The sequence below is a fragment of the Microvirga sp. GN3 genome (genome assembly GCF_055792825.1).
This window is the reverse complement of record NZ_JBVVAK010000133.1, coordinates 1-21,686: the sequence shown is the minus strand read 5'-3', so window position 1 is coordinate 21,686 and position 21,686 is coordinate 1. Positions and strand designations below refer to the sequence as shown.

18 protein-coding genes are annotated in these 21,686 nt (G+C 62.0%); 8 read left to right on the top strand and 10 right to left on the bottom strand.

Annotation, left to right across the window (positions count from 1 at the left end; genetic code table 11):
• Positions 1-718 precede the first annotated feature (718 nt).
• Genes ACS5Q1_RS36800 through ACS5Q1_RS36790 form a run of 3 tightly spaced genes read left to right on the top strand, consistent with a single transcriptional unit; the run spans position 719 to position 5,514 of the window.
• Positions 719-2,878, top strand: a complete 2,160-nt coding sequence (locus ACS5Q1_RS36800; protein ID WP_473102889.1) for a TonB-dependent siderophore receptor — start codon at positions 719-721, stop codon at positions 2,876-2,878.
• A 50-nt stretch (positions 2,879-2,928) separates the two neighbouring features.
• The gene (locus ACS5Q1_RS36795) at positions 2,929-3,738 is read left to right on the top strand and encodes an ATP-binding cassette domain-containing protein (RefSeq protein ID WP_473102888.1); all 810 of its coding nucleotides are present in this window, start codon (positions 2,929-2,931) and stop codon (positions 3,736-3,738) included.
• Positions 3,739-3,792: 54 nt separating this feature from the next.
• Positions 3,793-5,514 (top strand): ABC transporter ATP-binding protein, encoded by a 1,722-nt coding sequence (locus ACS5Q1_RS36790; protein ID WP_473102887.1) that lies wholly within the window; start codon positions 3,793-3,795, stop codon positions 5,512-5,514.
• Between the two features lie 5 nt (positions 5,515-5,519).
• Here ACS5Q1_RS36790 and ACS5Q1_RS36785 read toward each other — a convergent pair whose 3' ends face one another.
• From ACS5Q1_RS36785 to ACS5Q1_RS36740, 10 genes are all read right to left on the bottom strand, one after another.
• Complete coding sequence (locus ACS5Q1_RS36785; protein ID WP_473102886.1) at positions 5,520-5,990, bottom strand: opioid growth factor receptor-related protein; 471 nt, start codon at positions 5,988-5,990, stop codon at positions 5,520-5,522.
• Between the two features lie 46 nt (positions 5,991-6,036).
• The gene (locus ACS5Q1_RS36780; RefSeq protein WP_473102885.1) at positions 6,037-6,888 is read right to left on the bottom strand and encodes a sulfite exporter TauE/SafE family protein; all 852 of its coding nucleotides are present in this window, start codon (positions 6,886-6,888) and stop codon (positions 6,037-6,039) included.
• A gap of 79 nt (positions 6,889-6,967) precedes the next feature.
• Entirely contained in the window at positions 6,968-7,693 is a 726-nt protein-coding gene (locus tag ACS5Q1_RS36775; RefSeq protein WP_473102884.1) for a DUF1028 domain-containing protein, read from the bottom strand.
• A 12-nt stretch (positions 7,694-7,705) separates the two neighbouring features.
• Positions 7,706-9,499: a gamma-glutamyltransferase family protein gene (locus ACS5Q1_RS36770; RefSeq protein WP_473102883.1), complete on the bottom strand. Its 1,794-nt coding sequence runs from the start codon at positions 9,497-9,499 to the stop codon at positions 7,706-7,708.
• A 28-nt stretch (positions 9,500-9,527) separates the two neighbouring features.
• Positions 9,528-10,403, bottom strand: coding sequence for an ABC transporter permease (locus tag ACS5Q1_RS36765; RefSeq protein ID WP_203443868.1), 876 nt, complete (start codon positions 10,401-10,403; stop codon positions 9,528-9,530).
• On the bottom strand, positions 10,400-11,347 hold the full coding sequence (locus ACS5Q1_RS36760) for an ABC transporter permease (RefSeq protein WP_473102882.1): 948 nt from the start codon (positions 11,345-11,347) through the stop codon (positions 10,400-10,402). The genes ACS5Q1_RS36765 and ACS5Q1_RS36760 overlap by 4 nt, the downstream gene beginning before the upstream one ends.
• Before the next feature lie 105 nt (positions 11,348-11,452).
• On the bottom strand, positions 11,453-12,952 hold the full coding sequence (locus ACS5Q1_RS36755; protein ID WP_473102881.1) for an ABC transporter substrate-binding protein: 1,500 nt from the start codon (positions 12,950-12,952) through the stop codon (positions 11,453-11,455).
• A gap of 42 nt (positions 12,953-12,994) precedes the next feature.
• On the bottom strand, positions 12,995-14,086 hold the full coding sequence (locus ACS5Q1_RS36750; RefSeq protein WP_473102892.1) for an ABC transporter ATP-binding protein: 1,092 nt from the start codon (positions 14,084-14,086) through the stop codon (positions 12,995-12,997).
• 5 nt (positions 14,087-14,091) lie between these two features.
• Positions 14,092-15,126, bottom strand: a complete 1,035-nt coding sequence (locus ACS5Q1_RS36745; protein WP_473102891.1) for an ABC transporter ATP-binding protein — start codon at positions 15,124-15,126, stop codon at positions 14,092-14,094.
• Positions 15,127-15,142: 16 nt separating this feature from the next.
• On the bottom strand, positions 15,143-15,910 hold the full coding sequence (locus ACS5Q1_RS36740) for a FadR/GntR family transcriptional regulator (protein ID WP_473102880.1): 768 nt from the start codon (positions 15,908-15,910) through the stop codon (positions 15,143-15,145).
• A 335-nt stretch (positions 15,911-16,245) separates the two neighbouring features.
• On the opposite strand from ACS5Q1_RS36740, the gene ACS5Q1_RS36735 reads away from it, so the two are divergent.
• The 5 genes from ACS5Q1_RS36735 (at position 16,246) to ACS5Q1_RS36715 (ending at position 21,552) form a co-directional block, all read left to right on the top strand.
• Entirely contained in the window at positions 16,246-16,854 is a 609-nt protein-coding gene (locus ACS5Q1_RS36735; protein WP_473102879.1) for an ANTAR domain-containing response regulator, read from the top strand.
• Positions 16,855-16,943: 89 nt separating this feature from the next.
• Positions 16,944-18,152, top strand: coding sequence for a CmpA/NrtA family ABC transporter substrate-binding protein (locus tag ACS5Q1_RS36730; protein WP_473102878.1), 1,209 nt, complete (start codon positions 16,944-16,946; stop codon positions 18,150-18,152).
• 383 nt (positions 18,153-18,535) lie between these two features.
• Positions 18,536-19,828 carry a CmpA/NrtA family ABC transporter substrate-binding protein gene (locus ACS5Q1_RS36725; protein WP_473102890.1) on the top strand — a complete coding sequence of 431 codons (1,293 nt, stop codon included), beginning with the start codon at positions 18,536-18,538 and terminating at the stop codon, positions 19,826-19,828.
• Between the two features lie 18 nt (positions 19,829-19,846).
• Positions 19,847-20,746 (top strand): nitrate ABC transporter permease, encoded by a 900-nt coding sequence (gene ntrB, locus ACS5Q1_RS36720; RefSeq protein ID WP_473102877.1) that lies wholly within the window; start codon positions 19,847-19,849, stop codon positions 20,744-20,746.
• An 11-nt stretch (positions 20,747-20,757) separates the two neighbouring features.
• Positions 20,758-21,552, top strand: a complete 795-nt coding sequence (locus ACS5Q1_RS36715; protein ID WP_473102876.1) for an ABC transporter ATP-binding protein — start codon at positions 20,758-20,760, stop codon at positions 21,550-21,552.
• Positions 21,553-21,686 lie beyond the last annotated feature (134 nt).

The window sequence follows — 21,686 nt, the reverse complement described above, 5'->3', positions numbered from 1 at the left end:
GGCCGCTGCAGCCGCAGCACCAGTTCGATCAGCTCTTCCTTCGTCAGGCGCTGCAAATCAGTGCGATCCATGGCCCCATGGATTCAGGAATTGCGCCTGATGACAAGGGCGTGGGTAATTACGCTGCATTGGCATTCGATGTACCAGGAGAAGATCCTTTGGGCACTCTACGGTAGAAGTTTTATACTTCGGTCTAAATAGAAAATACTATGTTGCTGTCATCGCTGCCGGATGAACGCGCGATTGTCGCCTTCGTTCATTGTTTGCCACAAGGCGCTCCAGCAACATCCATCCTTTGAAGCGGGTTGATGAACCGTGGATGCGGTTGCGTCAACAAATTTCTCCTGAAAATGCAATTATTCCAGTAGGTTGGAACGATTCAAAAGAAAGCTTCGATTATGAAGGCAGGTGCCGACATCGTTGTGAATGTAGCCTTTCATGTCAGGCTGGAAATGCTTACTGATGGGTTTCATGGGGACGTGAGCTGCCACGTCGCCCTATTATATTAAATAGCATAGGTGCCAGTTTATAGTGCTTACAAAAAGTGTAACCCACGATTATAATCATTATAAACTGCAGTTTAGAGTAGTTTGAAAACATAATTCTTGCCTCAACCCAACGGAAACCATAGTCAGTGAACCGACAGGCAATCCGCTGATTGCGCATGCGTGTGAGGCTCCAAGAGGCTTCCGTGCGATTGACAGCCTTGGGGGCATCCATGAATCGTCGTTATGTGTTGAGTATGGGAGTGAGCCTCGTCTCGCTTGCCGTGATGGTGGCATCAAGCAGTCAGTCCTTGGCTCAGATACAGCCTGTGTCGGGTGAAATCGCGCTGGAGACAGTGACCGTCGAAGGGCAGGGCGGCAGCGCGACCGGGCCAGTGAACGGCTATGTTCCCAACCGCACGACAACCGGCTCCAAGACGGACACGCCCATCGAGGAAATCCCGCAGTCGGTCTCGGTGATCGGCCGCGAAGAGATCGAAGATCGGCAGGCGCAGAAGGTTGACGAGGCTCTGCGCTACACGGCTGGCGTCTTTGCGCAGCCCTATGGGCTAGACTCGGATACGGATTGGTTCTTCATCCGCGGTTTTGATGCGGGACAGACAGGCGTTTTTCTGAACAATCTGCCGCTCTATCAATATGGGTTTGGCGGGTTTTATATTGACCCGTTCATTCTCGAACGCATCGAGGTGCTCAAAGGACCTTCCGCCGCTCTTTATGGCGGTTCGTCCATCGGTGGTATCGTCAATCTCGTGAGCAAGCGTCCGGTAACCGAGCCGCTTCGCTACGTCGAGACGGGCGTCAATTCCTGGGGCAACGGCTATGCGGCCTTCGACTTCGGCGGCGCTCTCGACAAGGACAAGATCTGGTCCTATCGCCTGACCGGAAAGGTGTCCGGGGGCGGCTGGGAAACGGAGATCGCCGAGGACTTCCGTGGCGTCATTGCGCCGGCCTTCACGTTCCGGCCGAACGCAGGCACCGAACTCACCCTGCTTGCGTCCTATCAGCATATGGACCTCATGCACACGGGCGGGTTCCTGCCATATGTGGGAACAGTGGTGCCTGCCCCGTTCGGCCGCATCTCGCGCCGGTTCTACTATAGTGAGCCCGATATCGATCTCTACCGCCGCGAACAGGCGATGATCGGTTACGAGTTCGAGCATGCCGTCAACGACGTCTGGACGCTCAAGCAGAACTTCCGCCACGCGCATGTGGATTCGAAGGAGCGCGGTCCCTATCCGTTCGGTTATCTTGGCGGAGCGCCGGTCGGGCCTGATTTCCTGTTGTTTCGCGTTGGCTTCAACCACCACACGGTGGTGAACACGCTCTCTCTCGATAACCAGGCAGAGGCGAAGTTCAGCACGGGACCGCTGGATCACACGCTGCTCCTCGGCCTGGATTACAAGTATTACAACATCGATCATATCCAGGCAGCCGGCGGCGGCACGCCGATCAGTCCCGTCAATCCGATTTATGGTGCCCCCCAGGGGCCGACGGTCCCTTACCTCGATCAGAACCTGACCATGAACCAGGTCGGGTTTTACGCTCAGGACCAGATCCGCTATGATGGTTGGATCGCGACGTTGAACGGACGGTATGACCACGTCTCCACGAAGAGCACGGATACGGTCGGTGCCGCCAATTTCAGCGACGAAGCCGGCGAGTTCAGCGGTCGCCTGGGTCTGGGCTATGAGTTCGCCAACGGGATGACGCCCTACATTGCGGTATCGCGCTCCTTCAACCCCGTCATCGGCTCCGATTTCTTCGGCCAGTCGTTCGCCCCTGAAACCGGCCAACAATATGAAGTCGGCCTCAAATACAGGCCGACCTTCGTTGATGCTCTGATCACGGCATCCCTGTTCGATCTCACGCGTCAGAACGTCAACACGACTGACCCGGAGCACTCATTCTTTGAGGTGCAGCTGGGCGAGGTTCGCTCCCGAGGAATTGAGCTCGAAGCGCAGGCCAACATCACGGCGGACCTGAAGGCGATTGCCGCATTCACGGCTTATGACATCGAAATCACTGAGGATTCAAATCCGCTACTGATCGGAAATCGACCCAATGTCGTGCCGGAAATCCTCGCCTCGGGCTGGCTCGACTACACGGTTCAGGACGGTCCGTTCAAAGGGCTCGGCTTCGGTGCAGGTGGTCGCTATGTCGGGTTCTCCTATGCCGACAACGAGAACACCCTGAAGGTGCCTGCCGCGACCGTGTTCGATGCAGGCATCCGCTACACGCGCGATAACTTCACGGTGGCACTCAACGTCAACAATCTCTTCGATGACGAATATGTCTCAGCCTGCGATACGCAATTCACCTGCAATTATGGTGCCGGTCGCGTCGCAACCCTAAAGGCGGGCTACAAGTGGTGATGTATGGAGCGCCGTCGCAAGACGGCGCCCTCACGACTGTGCCGAAGCCAATGTCCGCCGCTTCTCGTCCAGACTCTGCACTCGAGACGCCATTGTTCGAGTTGACGGATGTCAGCTTCTCGATTCCGGAGCGCATCTTGCTGCATCCGCTCACACTAACCCTGCCGGGGCAGCGCGTGATCGGATTGATCGGCCATAATGGCTCGGGCAAGTCGACGCTGATCAAGCTGCTGGCTCGTCAGCAGCCGGTCTCGGGCGGCGCCATCGCTTTCGAGGGAAAAGGACTATCCGATTGGGGAGAGCGGCCCTTCGCGAGGCGGGTCGCTTATCTGCCGCAGCAGACGCCTCCGGCTTCGGGCATGCTCGTCAAGGAACTTGTGGCACTCGGCCGCTATCCCTGGCATGGCCCGCTTGGTCGCTTCGGAGCGACCGATCGCGAGAAGGTGCGGGAAGCAACGGTGCTCGCCGATGTCGAACCTTTCGCCGACCGCCTCGTCGACACCTTGTCAGGCGGCGAGCGCCAGAGGGTCTGGCTCGCCATGCTGGTCGCACAGGATGCTCAGTTCCTACTGCTCGACGAGCCGATTTCCGCACTCGATGTCACCCATCAGGTGGAGGTGCTGGCCCTCGTTCAGCGTCTTTCGCGCGAGCGCGGCCTTGGTGTGGTCGTGGTGTTGCACGACGTCAATATGGCAGCCCGCTTCTGTGACGAGATCCTAGCGCTGCAGATGGGGCGATTGATTGCTCGCGGCACGCCCGATGAGATCATGACGCCGCACCAGTTGCAGGCCATCTACGGCATCGCCATGGATGTCATTCCCCATCCCGTCACCGGCCAGCCCGTCAGCTTCGTCCGTTGAACCTTCCAAGCCCCTGCTTGCCGTTATCGGCAGCCGGCAGTACCTAGTTCCGCCATGCGTTCCCTGCTCAATCGCTTCTTTGCCTATTATCGGCCCCATCGCGGCCTGTTCGTGCTGGATTTCTCCTGTGCGGTGGCCTCCGGTCTGCTCGAACTTGGCTTCCCTATTGCGGTCAAGCTGTTCATCGACACCCTGCTTCCGACCGGTCAGTGGGGGCTCATCGCACTCGCCTCGGCCTTGCTGCTTGCCATCTACGTCCTTAATGCCGGCCTGATGGCGACGGTGACCTATTGGGGGCATATGCTCGGCATCAACATCGAGACCGAGATGCGGCGCAAGGCCTTCGACCATCTCCAGAAGCTCTCCTTCGGCTTCTTCGATAACCAGAAGACCGGCCATCTCGTGGCCCGACTCACCAAGGACCTGGAGGAGATCGGCGAGGTCGCCCATCACGGGCCGGAGGATCTTTTCATTGCCGTGATGACGCTCGTGGGTGCGTTCATCCTGATGTTTACGGTCAATGTGAAGCTCGCCCTCATCACAGCCATGGTCGTGCCTCTGACCGCTTGGCTGACGACTCGCTATGGCGGCCGCATGACGCGGAACTGGCAGGCTCTTTATGGCCGCGTCGGCGATTTCAATGCACGCATCGAGGAGAATGTCGGCGGTATCCGCGTAGTCCAGGCCTTCGCCAACGAGGATCATGAGCGTCGGCTGTTCGCCGTCGACAACCAGGGCTACCGCAAGACCAAGCTTGAGGCCTACAAGATCATGGCCGCCTCGACCTCGCTGAGCTATCTCAGCATGCGCCTGATCCAGATGGTCGTCATGGTCGCCGGCAGCTATCTGGTGCTGAAAGGTGAACTCAGTGCTGGTGGCTTTGTCGGCTTCCTGCTCCTTGTGGGCGTCTTCTTCCGCCCCATCGAGAAGATCAATTCGGTCATCGAGACCTATCCCAAAGGCATCGCGGGCTTCAAACGCTACATGACGTTCCTCGATACGCGCCCGGACATCGCGGACCGTCCCGGCGCGAGGGATGTGGACAAGCTCACGGGCGACATTGAGTATAAGAATGTCACCTTCGGCTATGCCGAGGAGCACAGCATCCTCCAGGGGCTCGACCTGACGATCCGTGCCGGCGAGACCATCGCCTTCGTCGGCCCATCGGGGGCAGGCAAGACTACGATCTGCTCTCTGCTGCCCCGTTTCTACGAGGTCGATAGCGGCGCGATCACCATTGACGGGATCGATATCCGCGACATGACGCTCCGCTCCCTGCGTAGCCAGATCGGCATCGTGCAGCAGGACGTGTTCCTGTTCGCGGGCACGATCCGCGAGAACATCGCCTATGGCCGCCTTGAGTCTTCTGAGGCCGAAATCCTGGAGGCGGCCCGTCGTGCCCGGCTCGACGAGGTGATCGCCTCCCTGCCGGCGGGCCTCGATACGATCATCGGAGAGCGCGGCGTCAAGCTGTCGGGAGGGCAGAAGCAGCGCTTGGCCATCGCGCGTATCTTCCTCAAGAACCCGCCGATCCTGATCCTGGATGAGGCCACGTCGGCTCTTGATACGGAAACCGAGCGGGCGATCCAGCAGGCTCTCGCCGAATTGTCGATGGGCCGCACGACGCTGGTGATTGCCCATCGCCTCGCGACCATCGTGAATGCGGACAGGATCGCCGTGATCGATCGGGGCGTGATCGTGGAGCAGGGCGACCACAGGGAGCTTCTCGCTCTTAACGGAATTTACAGGCGGCTAAGCGAGGCGCAGTTCGCCTGACGAGGTCAGGCACCCGCCGCGTCCGCCCAGAACTTGAGGCTGCGGGCATTGACGGGTGATCCTACGGCTTCGTTCAAGGCGAGGATGGCCTCGTGAAAGTGCTCGGCCTCCTTCTGGCTGGCGAGCAGCATGAGGCTGTGAATGATCCGGGTGATGCGCAGGTGGTTGTGGTCGTAGGACGTTAGCCACCATCGCGTATCCCGGTAGAACCGGAGCATCCGTTCGGTCGCTTTCGCGAGCGTGTCCTGGGCGCTGCGGTCCGTCCTGATCGCATCTATTTCCGCCTGCGTTAGAACCGGAGCTCCAGGTTGGGCGCCGCTACGGGTCTGCAAGGGAAAGAGCCACTGGATGTAGTCATGTACTTCTTCCAGTTGCTCATCGGAAAAGCTGAGGACATCAGCCGCAAGACGTCCCCTGCCATCGTGCCCGGTTCCGGCGAGATAGGCATGGAGAGGCCCTGCAGCTGATCCAGACATGGTTTGATCTCCGATCCGGTCACCCAGATTGAAGATTCTCGATGGCTTAAGTGAGGAGGCTTGCCGCAAACCGCGCGCAGACGAGGAGCAGGAAGATACCGAAGGCGACCTCGAGCCGGCGCTTCGAGAGCCTGTGCGCGAGGTGCGCGCCCACCGGCGCCATCCAGGTGCTGGTAGGGATGAACAGGATAAGGCCGAGAAGCGACACGTAGCCCAGCGCCAGCGGCGGCTGGAAAGCTGTGACCGTGGGGTAATCGGCCATATGCGGCCAGCCGGCATAGATGTAGCCGAGCGCCCCCGGGATCGAGATCAGGATACCGAGGCCAGAGGAGGTCGCGACCGCCTGATGGATCGGGCGGTTGTAGAAGGTCATGAACAGATTAGAGAGCTGGCCGCCGCCGATGCCCATGAGCGCTGAGAGGATGCCGATGAGCCAGCCATAGGCGACCATGATCGGCTTTGCCGGCATGTCGAGGCCGAAGCGCCAGGTGTCCTTGCCGAACAGCAGGCGGATGGCCGAGATTCCTGCCACAATCACGAAGACCGTCTTGAACAGGTCGGCCGGAGCATAGCGGGCGATGATGCTGCCGATGATGACGCCGAGCACCACAGGCACGGCCCAGACCCGCAGAATCGTCATGTCGACCGCCCCTTTCGCTCTGTGCGTGTTGAAGGAGCGGATGGAAGTGGGAATGATGATGGCAAGCGAGGTGCCGACGCAGAGTGGCATGCGAACTTCCTCAGGCACCTCCAGGATGCGGAAGAGTTCGTAGAGGATCGGCACGGCCACGGCGCCACCGCCAACACCGAACACGCCGGCGAGCAGGCCTGTGATGGCACCAGCGGCCAGCAGCGCAGCCACGAGCCAAGCCAATTCGAACAGAGGTATGCCAAACATCGGAAGGTCCATCGAGAGGGAGGAGATCGCCGTAGGATCTTTTTGATCTGTCGGCAAGTGATGCTGTTGCAGGGCCGCCCTACGGCGAGGAGTTTGCTGCCCGCCGCTCCTGATATTCACGCGCCTTCTGGTCAATCCACGACCGGTCCGTGATGCCGCCGGGATTGGCGCGGGTCGCCATGGCGTCCATGAAGGCGAGGAAGCGCTCATGGGCAACGCCATAGAGGCGACGCAGCTCGTCCAGAGGTTCGGGATGATCGTCCACGCGCAGATCGAGCATGGGATAGGGCTCGTCGCGCCAGACCTTGATGGCGGCGGATTGCTTGCCGCGCTTGTCGCCGCCCTCGGCCTGTCCGGCATCGAGCGCCGTCATGAGACGATCCGCGAAGGGAAGATCCAGGCGCCGCTTGTAGGTTTCGAGCGTCGCCTCGATGACAGTCGGACCTGCCAGCATGTTGCCGGCCACCGAGACGCCCTCATCCGTGAGATGTCCGCACCAGTCGATGCAGTCCGGTCCCGTATGAGCGGCCGTACGGCCGTCTCGATCGATCACGTGGAGCTGACGGGAACGGTTACCCGGATCCTGCGCCGTGAGGATCGAAACGATTTCCTCGGCGCTTCGCCCCTCGGCAAGGAGTTTCACGCCGTCCGTGCCGTAGAGCGGATTGACGAGTGCCTGCGTGGCGAGAGCGCCGATCCGTGCCGCGCCGTGGGGGCAGAGCGCTCCCACGGCGAAGAACTTGGTCGTTACCGCAACGCCGAAGGCGCCGGTCTCGGGATCCTTGGCGATGATCGACCAAGTCATGATCTATGCTCCTCAACGACCGACCGCATAGGCCTGCATGAGGCGTGGCGTTGCGGCGCCATGCAGCAGGCCGTCCTTGTCGCGGCTGGCCGCCACGAGGCGTCCGACCGTCCAGGCGGGCGCGACCTCGACCTCGTGACCGCGTGCGCGCAGATCGTCGAGAACCTCCGCGCCATAGGTCTCCTCGGCCATGAGATGGCCGGGCTTCTGCTCGCGTGGATAGAAGGAGGAGGGGAAATGCGCAGTGTGCGACATCGGCTGGTCGATGGCTTCCTGCAGGTTCAGGCCGTGATGGGCATGGCGCAGGAAGAGGAGAAGCTGCCACTGCTCCTGCTGGTCGCCGCCCGGTGAGCCGAAGACCATATAGGGCTTGCCGTCCTTCTCCGCGAGGGTCGGGGTGAGCGTGGTGCGCGGACGCTTGCCCGGCGCGAGGCTCGCCGGCAGGCCTTCTTCGAGCCAGAACATCTGGGCGCGGGAGTTGAGCATGAAGCCGAGTTCCGGGATGACAGGCGAGGATTGCAGCCAGCCGCCCGACGGCATGGCCGCGATCATGTTGCCGAAGCGGTCCACCACGTCGATATGCACCGTGTCGCCGCGCCGCGCCGAGCGCATGGACTGAAGCGTCGGCTCGCCACCGGAGATCTTCTTGTCGGTGGTAGACAGTTCGCGTAGCGCCTTCAGGGTGCGCTCCACCTGAGCCTCGTACCCCTCGACGTGGCCGGGCCGCAGCTCAAGGGAGGCCCTGCCCGTGATGAGCTTGCGGCGTTCGTCGTTATAGGCATCCGACAGCAGCGCCTGGATCGGAACATCGACGAAGTCCGGATCGCCGTAATAGGCCTCGCGGTCGGCAAAGGCGAGCTTCATCGACTCGACGATCGTATGGATGAACTCGGCGCTGGTCGGGCCCATGGTGGCGAGGTCGAAGCCCTTCAGCAGGGCGAGTGTCTGCAGGAAGACCGGACCCTGGCCCCAGGGACGGATCTTGTTCACCCGGTAGTTATGGTAGTCGTAAGTCTGCGGCGCGTCATAGCTTGCGGACCACTTGGCCATATCGTCGGCGGTCAACACGCCGCAATGGCGCGAGCCGCTCTGATCCATGGCTTCCGTCTTGCGCACGAAGGCATCGATGGCCTCGGCCACGAAGCCCTTGTAAAAGGCGTTGCGCGCTGCTTCGATCTGCGCCTCGCGGTCGCTGCCCCGGGCCTCGCCTTCGCGGATGATGCATTTCCAGGTGTCCGCGAGCTGCGGGTTGCGGAAGAGCTGGCGCGGCTTCGGTACCTCGCCTCCGGGCAGGAACACGGCTGCGGAGGTCGGCCATTCCGTCTCGAAGAACTCCTTCAGGCCCTTGATGGTGTCCGACACGCGCGGCAGCAGGGGATGACCGTGCTCGGCGTAATAGATGGCAGGTTCCAGCACGTCTCTCAGCGAGAGAAGACCATGATCGCGCAGCAGGAGCATCCAGGCATCGAATGCGCCGGGCACGACGGTGGCGAGCAGGCCGTTGCCGGGAATGAGCTTGAGGCCCTCGTTCTTGTAATGCGCGATGGTGGCGCCCTGCGGGGCCGTGCCCTGGCCGCAGAGCACTTCGACCTTCTTGGTCTTGGCCGAGTAGAACACCGCCGGCACCTCGCCGGATGGCCCCACCAGATGCGGTTCGACGACCTGGAGCACGAAGGCGGAGGCGACGCAGGCGTCGAAGGCATTGCCGCCTTTCTCCAACATCGACATGCCGGCGGCCGAAGCCAGCCAATGGGTCGAGGTGACGATACCGAAGGTGCCGAGGATCTCGGGCCGTGTCGTAAACATGATCTCTTATCCGAAGTTGGCGTTTTAATTACTGTTCGCGGGGATCGAGCGCGTCGCGCAGGCCGTCGCCGAGAAGATTGAAGCCGAGCACGATCAGGAAGATCGCCGAGCCGGGGAAGATCGACATCCACGGCGCCTGATCCATGAAGTTCTTTGCCGTATTGAGCATCGAGCCCCAGGACGGGTTCGGCGGCTGCTGGCCGAGGCCGAGGAAAGACAGGCTTGCCTCCGCGATGATTGCAGTCGCGATGGTGAGGGTGCCCTGAACCAGGATCGGCGGCAGTACGTTCGGCAGAACGTAGCGGACTAGGATCCAGAAATCGGGCAGGCCAATGGCCCGCGCGCCTTCCACGTAATCCTCCGCCTTCACGGTCAGCACCTGCCCGCGGGTGAGGCGGATGAAGATCGGCATGGCGGAAAGACCGATGGCGATCATTGCATTGGTGAGGCTCGGGCCGAGAAAGGCCGCGAGTGCGATGGCGAAGATGAGGAAGGGGATGGCCAACATGGCGTCGGTGGCGCGGGAGATCGCGGCATCGATCCAGCCACCGAAATAGCCGGCGATGAGACCGAACGGCACGCCGAGGACGATGGCGATGGTGACCGAGACCACGCCCGCCATGATGGAGGCGCGGGCGCCCCAGAGCATGCGGGAGAGGAGATCGCGTCCGAGTTCGTCGGTGCCAAACCAGAACAGAGCCGAAGGAGCCTTTCGGATGCTCGTGAAGCTCGGCTTGATCGGGTCGTAGGGCGCGAAATAAGGGCCGACGAGGGCAACGAGAACGAAGAACAGAACGATGGCGCCGCCGAGAACGGCGCTCTTGTTCTTCAGGAATTTGGCGAGGACGCGGCTGCGCTTCTTGGGCAGCGCGACCTCATCGGCAATAACGGCAGTGGCGGTCATGCGGCGTGCCTCAGGCGGGGATTGACGAGAACATAAAGGACATCGGCGAGCAGGTTCATGAAGATGAAGCCGACGGCCGTGCAGAGAACGACGCCCTGCACCACCGCATAGTCACGGTTGAAGACCGCATCGACGATGAGCTTGCCGAAGCCTGGGATAGTGAAGATCTGCTCCGTGAGAACGGCACCAGCGAGAAGCTCGCCGAAGAGCAGGGTCGAGAGGGTCACGATCGGCACGAGCGCGTTACGCAGGGCATGCTTCAGGATGACCTTTCGCGATAGAAGCCCCTTGGCGCGGGCGGTGCGGATATAGTCGGATCGCATGACACCCAGCATGGCGCTGCGGGTGTGGCGCATCAGGCTCGCGGCCAAACCCGTACCGAGCACGAAGGCCGGCATGAGCATGGTCTTGATGTTGAGCCACAGATCTTCGGTCGGCGGCACATAGCCGGAGGCGGGCAGGAGACCCCAGCGGACCGACACCAGCATCATGAGCATGATGCCCAGCCAGAAATTGGGGATGGATAGGCCCGAGAGGGCGATGACGTTGGCCGTGTAGTCGACCGTCGTTCCCTTCTTCACGGCCGAGATGATGCCGGTTGGAATGCCGATGGCGAGCGCTACGATCATGGCCATGATGGCGAGCTCGAGAGTCACAGGCAGCTTGCTCATGATCAGGTCGAGGACCGGGATATCGGTACGCAGCGAGATCCCGAGATTGCCCGTCAAGGCGGAGCCGATCCAAGCGAAATACTGAACCGGAAGGGGATCGTCCAGGCGATACTTTTCGCGCAGGTAGGCAAGCACCTGCGGATCGCGTTCTTCGCCCGCCATGGTGAGAACCGGATCGCCGGGCAGGAGCTTCTGCAGGGCAAAGACCAGGATCGACACGATAATCAGCGTCGGGATGGCAATCAGTATTCGTCGTCCGATGTAGCGCAGCATCAGCTCGTGGAACCCGTGACAAGGAAGGGTAGGGGCGTGCCCGGTCGTCGAACCGGGCACGCCGGCGTGCCCGGTCGTCGAACCGGGCACGCCGTCTTGATCAGCTTAGGAAGCGAACTTCACGCCCTTCAGGCGGATCATGCCGTCCGGATAGGGCTTGAAGCCCTGCATCTTCTTCGAGAGAACGAAGGGCCAGGGCTGATAGTAGGTGTAGATGATCGGAAGATCCTGCTTCAGGATTTCCTGCGCTGCATCATAGAGCTGCTTGCGCTTGGCTTCGTCGTTGATGCTGCGTGCTTCGTTGAGCAGCTTGTCCACTTCCGCGTTACAGTAGCGGCCGTCGTTGAGCGCGCCCTTGCAGGTTGTGAAGGCGTGGATATTGCCGTCGGGATCGACACGACCCGACCATCCGATGATGTTGGCCTGGAAATTGCCGGCCTGCGCTTCCTTCTGCATGGCAGCGAACTCGGTCGGCCGCAGCGTGATCTCGAAGCCCGCTTCCGCCGCCATCGCCTGGATGATCTCGGCGATCTGCTGGGTCGTGGTGCTGGTGCCGAAGGTGATCTCGAACTTCACCTTCTCGGCGCCAGCCTCCTTCAGGAGCTGTTTTGCCTTCGCCACGTCGCGCTTGCCGGCGGCGAATTTCGGATTGTTGTAGGGGCTCGCCGCAGGGAAAGGCTGGCCAGCGGGCGGATAGATGCCGGCACCCACCACCTCGTTGATCACATCGCGGTCGATGGACAATTCGAGCGCCTGACGAACGCGCTTGTCCTGGCCGAGCGGCGTCTTGGCCTTGTCGCCATTGCTGGTGTTGATGGTGATGCCCTGATAGCCGATGCCCGTGACGGGCGCGAAGACAAGATTGGCATCGCTCTTCGCGGCGGGAACATCGCTCGGCGCGAGACGCTCGAGCATGTCGAGGTTGCCCGATTTGAGGTTCGCGAGGCGAACGGTCGTGTCCGGAATAGGCTGGAAGACGATGCGGTCGAAGTTAAAGTTCTTCGCGTCCCAGTGCTCCTTGAAGCGCTCCAGAACGATGCGGTCATTCTGCACACGCTCGACGAACTTGTAGGGGCCGGAGCAAACGGGCTTCTGGCCGAAATCGGCGGAGGCCATGGCCTTCGGCGACAGGATCATGCCGGCGCGGTCGGAAAGCTGCGACAGCAGTGTCGCGTCCGGCTGTGAAAGATTGACCTTCACCGTCAGGTCGTCGACCACGTCGACGCTTGCGACCGATGTCAGCTCGCTCTTACGCAAGCTGTCCGGCAGCGTGCGGGCGCGGTCGAGATTGGCCTTTACCGCGGCGGCATCCATCTTTTCGCCGTCGTGGAAGGTAACGCCCGGGCGCAGCTTGAAGGTGAGCGACTTGCCGTCATCGCCCCAGCTCCACTCGGTGGCGAGTTCCGGCGTGAACTTCAGTTCGGGTGTGATGTCGACAAGCTTGTTGCAAAGCGACGTGAACACGATGCGCCCGACGAAGGTGCGGGCGCGGTGCGGGTCGAGCACATCGGGATCCTCGTTCAGGCCGATGCGCAAGGTTTGTGCAGAAGCCGCGGTGCTCATCATGAGCCCGGCGGCTACGGCAAGGAGCAGTCTCTTCTTCATTCTCTCGTCCTCCAATTGTCCTCTAGGTGTCGTCGTCTGAGTTCAGGGGCTCGTCGCGACGGGCTTATCCTGCCGTTCGCGCCAAGTGCGGTAGAGTGCCAAGCGCTTGGCGAGCGCTGCACTCGGGGGCGGTGCGCTGATGGAACCGGCGCCCGCTCCCTGGATTTCACGCCAGAAATGGCAGGCGACCCGCCGCCCGTCCGGGGCCGTCTCGAGCGCAGGATGCTGCTCCTTACAGAGAGCGCGAGCATGGGGGCAGCGGGTGTGGAAGCGGCAGCCGGACGGCGGCGCGGCCGGGCTTGGCACGTCGCCCTGGAGCAGCGCCTTCGGCTGGCGGTTCGTCGGGGATGGTACGGGGATCGCCGCAAGAAGCGCCTGGGTATAGGGATGCAGCGGGTTGTCGAACAGCGCGTCCGTGTCCGAAAGCTCGACGATCTCACCAAGATACATCACGGCAACGCGGTCGCTCATGTGCCGGATGACGGCAAGATCGTGCGCCACGATGACGAGCGTGAGGCCGAAGCGGTCCTTCAGGTCTTCGAGCAGATTGATGATCTGTGCCTGGATCGATACGTCGAGAGCCGAAACCGGCTCGTCGCCGATGATCAGCTTCGGGTCGCCCGCGAGCGCCCTGGCGATGCCGATCCGCTGCCGCTGGCCACCGGAGAACTCATGCGGATAGCGGTCCGCATGGGTCGGCAGCAGGCCGACCGTGCGCATGAGATCCGCCACGCGCTCGCGCTTCTCCCGGCCGGAGGCGAGGTTATGCAACCAGATCGGCTCGGCGATGATGTCGCCCACATTCATGCGCGGGTTGAGCGAGGCGTAGGGATCCTGGAAGATGATCTGCAACTCGCGCCGCAGCTTACGCAGCTCGGTCTTACTGAGTTTCAGGATCGAGCGGCCCTCATAGCGCACATCGCCCTCGGTCGCTTCGATCAGGCGCAGCAGGAGGCGGCCCAGCGTGGACTTGCCACAGCCGGATTCACCCACCACGGCGAAGGTCTCGCCGCGCTGGATGCCCAGTGACACGCCGTCGACTGCACGCACGATTGTGGGCGAGGAGAGCAGACCGCCGCCACCGAAATGCTTCTTGAGGTCAATGCCTTCGAGAATGATGTTGTCCGCGGGCATCATGCTCATAGGGCGGCTCCACGGTGAAGTTCGAGAGGGGCGTACCAGCAGCGCGCCCGATGGCCCGGCTTGATCTCGGCAAGAGGCGGCGGATCGTTCGCGCAATGGGCGTCGGAGAACGGGCAGCGCGGCGTGAAGCGGCAGCCCTTGGGCATCAACTCCGCCGGCGGAACGGTGCCGCGGATCGTGGCGAGACGGCCCTGTCGGCGGCCGAGCGAGGGGACCGAGCCCATGAGGCCGATGGTGTAGGGATGCTGCGGGTCCTCGAAGATTGCTTCGACCGGACCGCTCTCGACCACGCGTCCCGCATACATCACGGCGACCTCATCGGCGACTTCCGCCACCACGCCGAGATCGTGGGTGATGAGGATCATGGCCGTGCCGGTTTCCTCTTGCAGGCGGCGAATCAGGGTGAGGATCTGCGCCTGGATGGTCACGTCGAGGGCGGTAGTCGGCTCGTCGGCGATGAGAAGCTGCGGATCGTTGGCAAGTGCCATGGCGATCATCACGCGCTGGCGCATGCCACCTGACATCTCGTGCGGATAGGCGCGCAGTCGCTTCTCAGGTGCGGGGATACGCACCTTCTTCAGCATATCGAGCGCCCGCTCCCAGGCCTCAATCTTCGAAACCTTGCGATGCCGGACGATGCCCTCCGCGATCTGGTCGCCCACGGTGAAGGCCGGGTTAAGCGAAGTCATCGGCTCCTGGAAGATCATCGCCATCCGATCGCCGCGCAGATCCGCCCGCTCGCGCTCGGTGAGCGTCAGCAGGTCCTGGCCGTCGAACGTGGCAGAGCCCGCGACGATGCGCGCCGGCGGCGTCGGCAGGAGGCCCATGAGGGCGAGCGATGTCACGCTCTTGCCGCAGCCGGATTCTCCGACAATGCAGAGGGTCTTGCCCTTGCTCACGGAGAAGGACACGTCGTCGACCACGTTCACGCCCTTGGGCGCGCCGTCGAAGCGGACGGAAAGCCCCTGGACCTCGAGCAGCGGCGGTTCCGCGGCCAACCCGGCTTTGTCCGGGTTGCGAATTTCGGACATCGATTGCTGCGCTGCCTCAAGTCCCATGGAGACGTTGATCCTCAGTGTTGTCTGAAATTGTTGCTTCTTGGACGGCGCCTTCGGGCAAGGGGCTCGTCATGACTTTCAGAAGGCCATCCCGGACGAATGCGAGGTGCTCGCGCATCGCCCGTTCCGCCGCGTGGGCCTCGCGCTGGGCAATGGCTGCGATGACGCGCCGGTGCTGGTCCATGTAAATCTGCTGCCGGGCGCCGGACCGCGCCCGCTCGCGCAGGATCCGCCAGGTGGTGTCCTGACGGATGCGGTCGACCATGTCGAAGATCGCCAGAAGGAGGGCGTTGCCGGCAACCTCCGCGATGGCCCGGTGCAGAGCGCTGTCCCAGAGTTCGCGTCCATCCGCATCGGAGGTCGAGGCGGTTTTGTCAGCGAGATGCATCAACCGTTCGATGTCGCCATTCGAGGCGCGGAGAGCAGCGAGCCGGGCCAGGGCCGGTTCGATCTCCAGGCGCACATCCATCACCTCCAGCGGATTGGTTCGCCGGGACAGTTCTTCGAGATTGGCATGCGGCTCGGGCGGGCGAGGTCCGAGAAAGGTGCCCTTGCCCTGATGGCGCCAGATCCGGCCTTCGGCTTCCAGCACCTCGAGTGCCCGCCTCAGTGCCCGTCGACCGATGCCGATCTGGGCGGCCAGCAATCGCTCGGAGGGGAGGCGCTGCTCCCCATCGAGAGAGCTTTCCTCCAGAAGAGCCCGCAACCGCCCGAGGGCGAAGTTGGAGCTATCCGGTAGGGACTCGGGGTTGTCCATGAAGACTTCGCTCCGCGCGTACTAATCTTGCTGCTGGTGTTCCGGGCGCGATCCGTTGTTTCGTAACCCGGGTCTTCGACGAAAGGAAACTAGCTCAACGCCGAACCAATTGGCAACTGGTTCGGTGATGGTTCTCTGGTCAAACCCTGCTGATCCATTAGTCGTAGAGGCGAGGAGGTCTATCACCGTGCTTGGAAAGGCTGGGCGGCATTTGCCTAAAGTTTACGCAACGGGAGTGGTCAATCTGCAGTTCTCCAAGCAAGGAGACTTTGGCCTGAAACTTGCTTCATGCGTTGGTTAGTGGATCATCCTTCGCAGCGAGAGCTTTCAGGAATTTGACCAAAGACACCCAATACGGTCAGCGGCCCCTTCGCGTTGCGATCATCGAGGAAAACAGCATCAGGGCGGCCATTCTCGTCGATGGATTGCGGGAGGCCGGGATTGTGGACGTAGAGGTCATCGAGACGATGACCAACATGCTCCGGCGCCTGAGCACCATCGATCCGGATGTGATCATCATCGGCATCGAGAACCCAAGCCGCGATATCCTGGAGCAGATGTTCCAGGTCTCCAAGCTGGTGTCACGCCCCGTGGCCATGTTCGTGGATCGATCCGATGGATCCATGATCCAGGCAGCGGTGGAGGCGGGCGTGTCCGCCTATGTGGTCGATGGACTGCGCAAGGAGCGTGTGAAGCCAATCGTGGACATGGCGGTGAGCCGCTTCAACGCCTTCGAGCGTCTGCAGCGTGAGCTTCTGGAGGCGCGCAGCGAACTGGCCTCCCGAAAGCTGATCGAGCGGGCGAAGGGCATTCTCATGAGAACGAGGCAGCTCTCGGAGGAGGAGGCCTATGGCCTGCTTCGCCAGACTGCCATGAACGAGAAAAGGAAGCTTGTCGACATCGCCCAAAGCGTGGTGACCGCTGCTTCCCTGCTGGAGAAATAAGCGTGCGGGATTTGGAAGAGGTGGGGAGTGGACCCATGCATCAGGCCGGGTCGGTGAATGACACTCCCCCGGAGACGAGGGGGTGTCCGGTGCCCGAGCGTCTGGTCCGTGTCGGGTTCATCCCCCTTGTCGACATGGCCGTGCTGGTGGCTGCCGCCGAGCAGGGGTTTGCCCGTCGCGAGGGCATTCGCCTGGAATTGATCAAAGATGTGTCGTGGTCCAACATTCGCGACCGGCTGGCGTTTCGCCAATTCGACGTTGCCCACATGCTGAGTCCGATGCCGATCGCATCGCAGCTTCATCTGGGATCCAACCCCTATCCCTGTTTCACACCTTTCGCCCTCGGGCGCGGCGGCAACGCGATCACGCTTTCGGTCGAGCTCTATCGCGAGATGCAGGCACTCGCCGGCCTCGATGGCTCGGAGGACGCGCTCACCAACGGCCGGGCCCTGAAGCAGGTGGTCGAGCGGAGGCGGCACGTCGGCAAGAAGCCGCTCGTCTTCGCCATGACTTATCCCTTCTCCTCCCACAATTACGAACTCCGGTTCTGGCTCGCGGCAGCCGGGATCAACCCTGACACTGACGTGACGATGACGGTCGTACCGCCTCCGCTCACAGTTGATGCGATGGCGGCGCGAGCCATCGATGGCTTCTGTGTCAATGCCCCTTGGAACGTAATCGCGGTGGAGAAAGGCGTTGGACGCATGGTGGCGACCAAGGCCGATATCTGGCCCTCTGCGCCGGAAAAGGTGCTGGGTGTCAGCCCGGAATGGGCGGAGGAAAATCCGGAGACGCTGTCTCGCCTCATCGTTGCACTCGATGCCGCAGCCCGTTGGTGCGATGACAAGCAGAACCACAAGGCCTTGGCGGACATGATGGCGGATCCAGCCTATCTGGGCGTGCCATCAGAAATGATCCTGCGCCTGCTTTCCGGGCAACTGACGGTCGATCCTAATGGCAGAACGCGGCATGTGGAGAACTACCTGACCTTCCACGATCAGTCGGCAAATTTCCCCTGGATCAGCCAGGCTCTCTGGATCTACAGCCAGATGGTGCGCTGGGGACAGGGGGCCTACGACGAGACCGGTCTATCCCAAGTCCGGGCAGCCTACCGTCCTGACATGTATCGCGCGGTTCTGGGAAGCTCGGGCGTTCCGATACCGTCCGTCGACAGCAGGATCGAGGGCGCAGAACTAGAGAAGTTCATCGATGGGCGACGCTTCGTGCCCGATGACGTTCCCGGCTACGTGGCAGGTTTCGACATCCGGAACGGGATCAAACCGACGGTCGTGGAATAGGCATTGCACCGCACACAACAAAGGCGCAGTGCACAAATTATGACCTTGAGCAAGATATAGGCAGTCTGTACCTTTTCTAAGTGAGAGAAGGGCGGGACAACGAAGTCCGAGCCACTCTCAAACGATAGGCCGTCAACGATGACGGGCCGTTGATGCCTCTCAAGAGGTGTTTCCCGACAACGACGTCGCTGGATCAGCTGTACCCGCTCCATTGCGGCCTTCAGTTCATCTCGCGGCGTTTTTTGCGTTTCGGCTGGCTCTGCATGACCCGGCAACAGGCGATCTGCGTCTGATCGAGCCTCAAGGCTTCCGGCGGATCAACGACGACACAGTTTCAATCGATTTCGTTCGCGCCGCGCGGCGACAGGAACAGGGGAAGCATGATGCAGACACCGAAGATCACTCGTCGAGACGCGCTTCGCGGTGCGAGTGCCGCTTTGACGCTCGCCGCCGTGAAGGCGGCTTTCCCGGGCGGCGCTTTCGCCCAGAGCACGGAGCCCGAAACCAAGACGGTCAAACTCGGCTACATCGCGCTCACCGACGCTGCGGCACTCATTGTTGCGAAGGAGAAAGGCTTCTTCGCCAAGCACGGACTGCCGGATGCCGAGGTGCTGAAGCAGGCCTCCTGGGGCGCAACCCGCGACAATCTCGTACTCGGCTCGGAAGCCAACGGTATCGACGGCGCTCACATCCTCACCCCGATGCCCTACCTGATCTCGACCGGAAAGGTGACGCAGGGCGGCGTGCCGACGCCGATGTATATCCTGGCACGCCTCAACCTCGACGCGCAGGCGATCTCCGTCGCCGCCGAATACAACGGCCTGAAGCTCGGCCTCGATGCATCGCCGCTGAAAGAGGCCTTCGCGAAGAAGCGCGCCGCGGGCGGCGATCCGAAGGTCGCCATGACATTCCCGGGCGGCACCCATGATCTCTGGATCCGTTATTGGCTCGCCGCCGGCGGCATCGATCCCGACAAGGACGTATCCACCATCGTGGTGCCGCCGCCTCAGATGGTCGCCAACATGAAGGTCGGCACCATGGATGCCTTCTGCGTCGGCGAGCCGTGGAATGCGCAGCTCATCAACCAGAAGCTCGGTTACACCGCGGCCAACACCTACGAGATCTGGAACAAGCATCCGGAAAAGGCGCTGGGTCTTCGCGCCGCATGGGTCGACAAGCACCCCAGGGCAGCCCGTGCCTTGCTCATGGCCGTGATGGAAGCGCAGACCTGGTGCGACAAACTCGAGAACCGCGAGGAGATGTGCAAGATCGTCGGCACCCGCGCCTGGTTCAACGTGCCCGTTGCCGACATTCTGCCGCGCCAGAAGGGCGAATACGATTACGGCATCGAGGGCAAGGTCGTGAAGGACTCGCCCGGGATCATGAAGTTCTGGCGCGATCACGCCTCCTTCCCGTTCAAGTCGCACGACCTCTGGTTCATCACCGAGAATATCCGCTGGGGTAAGTTCGAGACGAACACCGACGCCAAGACACTCGTCGACAAGGTCAACCGCGCCGATCTCTGGCGCGAGGCAGCGAAGACGCTTGGCGTTGCCGCAGGCGACATCCCGGCCAGCGACAGCCGTGGCAAGGAGACCTTCTTCGACGGTAAGGTCTTCGATCCGGACAATCCGCAGTCCTATCTCGCAAGCCTGCCCATCAAGCGCATTGCATAATCGTCGGAGAACAGGCTCATGGTTCATTCCGCCCGCGTCCTCGCCCTCCCGACTCCGAAGGTCGCACCGGTCCAGCAGGCAGCCCTGCATCCGTTGGCGCCGAAATCGGTCAGCAATCTCTCTCGTGCCCGTCGCTTTGCCATTCGCGTTGCCACGCAACTCGCGCCGCCCGTACTGACCGTCGCCTTCCTGCTGCTGCTGTGGCAGATGCTGGCGTCGAGCCCTACCTCGGCGCTGCCGAGCCCTCTCAAGGTGATCGATGACAGCTGGGAAATCATCGTCAATCCGTTCAAGGTCGGGAACGGCATCGACCAGGGGCTTTTCTGGCACGTGTCGGCCTCTCTCGTCCGCGTCGGCTACGGCTATATCCTCGCTGCGATCGTCGGCATCGGAGTGGGCGTCCTGCTCGGCCAGTCGACGCTCGCTATGCGCGGGCTTGATCCGGTGTTCCAGGTGCTGCGCACCATTCCGCCGCTCGCCTGGCTGCCGCTTTCGCTGGCGGCGTTCCGTGACGGCCAGCCCTCCGCCATCTTCGTGATCTTCATCACGAGCGTCTGGCCGATCCTGATCAATACGTCGGTGGGCATCCGCAACATCCCGCAGGATTATCGCAACGTCGCCAAGGTCCTGTGCCTGTCGCCCATCGAGTTCTTCATCCGCATTATGGTGCCGGCCACCGTGCCGCACATGTTCACCGGCCTTCGCATCGGCATCGGCCTGTCCTGGCTCGCCATCGTCGCGGCCGAGATGCTGATCGGCGGCGTCGGCATTGGCTTCTTCATCTGGGATGCGTGGAACTCCTCGCTCATCTCGGACATCATCGTGGCCCTGGTCTATGTGGGCGTCGTCGGCTTCCTGCTCGATCGCTCCATCGCCGCCATCGGCCATCTGCTCACCCGCGGCACCGCCGCACAGTAGGGAGAAGCACCATGGCCTATCTCAAGATTGACCACGTCGCCATTTCCTTCCAGCGCGCGGGCGCCACGACGGAAGTGCTCCGGGATGTGAACCTCTCCATCGAGAAGGGCGAATACGTCTCGATCATCGGCCATTCCGGCTGCGGTAAATCCACCGTGCTCAACATCGTGGCAGGCCTCCTGCCGCCGAGCCAGGGCGGCGTGCTCCTGGAGGGCAGGGCCGTTGAAGGCCCGGGGCCGGACCGCGCCGTCGTGTTCCAGAACCACTCGCTCCTGCCCTGGCTCACCGTGCGCGAAAACGTGGAGCTTGCGGTCAACAAGGTCTTTCGCGGCAGGAAGTCGAAGGCTGAGCGCCGCGACTGGACGAGGCACAATCTCGAACTGGTGCACATGGCTCACGCCGAGAACAAGCGGCCGCACGAGATTTCCGGCGGCATGAAGCAGCGCGTCGGCATCGCGCGGGCTCTAGCGATGGAGCCGAAGATCCTGCTCCTCGACGAGCCTTTCGGCGCCCTCGATGCGCTCACCCGTGCCCATCTCCAGGATCAGGTCATGGAGATCCACAATCGGCTCGGCAACACGATCATCATGATCACCCACGATGTGGACGAGGCGGTTCTGCTCTCTGACCGGATCGTCATGATGACCAATGGTCCCGCCGCAACCATCGGCGAGGATATGCATGTCGACCTGGAGCGCCCGCGCAAGCGCCTCGAGCTCGTCGGCAATTCCACCTACAACGATGCCCGTGCCGCCGTGCTGGAGTTCCTCTATGCACGCCACCGGGCTCCGACACTCGCAGCGTGAGGAGAGTGACGATGCCCAAGAAGCTTGTCGTCATCGGCAACGGCATGGCCGCCGGTCGTGCCCTGGAGGAGCTGTTCGAGCGTGCTCCCGGCGAATACGAGGTCACGATCTTCGGCGCCGAGCCGCGGGTGAAC

Coding starts and splice junctions, on each gene's coding strand:
- ACS5Q1_RS36760 (WP_473102882.1), bottom strand. CDS start 11,347: ATGCTGCGCTACATCGGACGACGAATACTGATTGCCATCCCGACGCTG.
- ACS5Q1_RS36740 (WP_473102880.1), bottom strand. CDS start 15,910: ATGGACAACCCCGAGTCCCTACCGGATAGCTCCAACTTCGCCCTCGGG.
- ACS5Q1_RS36745 (WP_473102891.1), bottom strand. CDS start 15,126: ATGTCCGAAATTCGCAACCCGGACAAAGCCGGGTTGGCCGCGGAACCG.
- ACS5Q1_RS36800 (WP_473102889.1), top strand. CDS start 719: ATGAATCGTCGTTATGTGTTGAGTATGGGAGTGAGCCTCGTCTCGCTT.
- ACS5Q1_RS36785 (WP_473102886.1), bottom strand. CDS start 5,990: ATGTCTGGATCAGCTGCAGGGCCTCTCCATGCCTATCTCGCCGGAACC.
- ACS5Q1_RS36765 (WP_203443868.1), bottom strand. CDS start 10,403: ATGACCGCCACTGCCGTTATTGCCGATGAGGTCGCGCTGCCCAAGAAG.
- ACS5Q1_RS36795 (WP_473102888.1), top strand. CDS start 2,929: ATGTCCGCCGCTTCTCGTCCAGACTCTGCACTCGAGACGCCATTGTTC.
- ACS5Q1_RS36780 (WP_473102885.1), bottom strand. CDS start 6,888: ATGTTTGGCATACCTCTGTTCGAATTGGCTTGGCTCGTGGCTGCGCTG.
- ACS5Q1_RS36750 (WP_473102892.1), bottom strand. CDS start 14,086: ATGCCCGCGGACAACATCATTCTCGAAGGCATTGACCTCAAGAAGCAT.
- ACS5Q1_RS36770 (WP_473102883.1), bottom strand. CDS start 9,499: ATGTTTACGACACGGCCCGAGATCCTCGGCACCTTCGGTATCGTCACC.
- ACS5Q1_RS36715 (WP_473102876.1), top strand. CDS start 20,758: ATGGCCTATCTCAAGATTGACCACGTCGCCATTTCCTTCCAGCGCGCG.
- ACS5Q1_RS36775 (WP_473102884.1), bottom strand. CDS start 7,693: ATGACTTGGTCGATCATCGCCAAGGATCCCGAGACCGGCGCCTTCGGC.
- ntrB (WP_473102877.1), top strand. CDS start 19,847: ATGGTTCATTCCGCCCGCGTCCTCGCCCTCCCGACTCCGAAGGTCGCA.
- ACS5Q1_RS36725 (WP_473102890.1), top strand. CDS start 18,536: ATGCAGACACCGAAGATCACTCGTCGAGACGCGCTTCGCGGTGCGAGT.
- ACS5Q1_RS36790 (WP_473102887.1), top strand. CDS start 3,793: ATGCGTTCCCTGCTCAATCGCTTCTTTGCCTATTATCGGCCCCATCGC.
- ACS5Q1_RS36755 (WP_473102881.1), bottom strand. CDS start 12,952: ATGAAGAAGAGACTGCTCCTTGCCGTAGCCGCCGGGCTCATGATGAGC.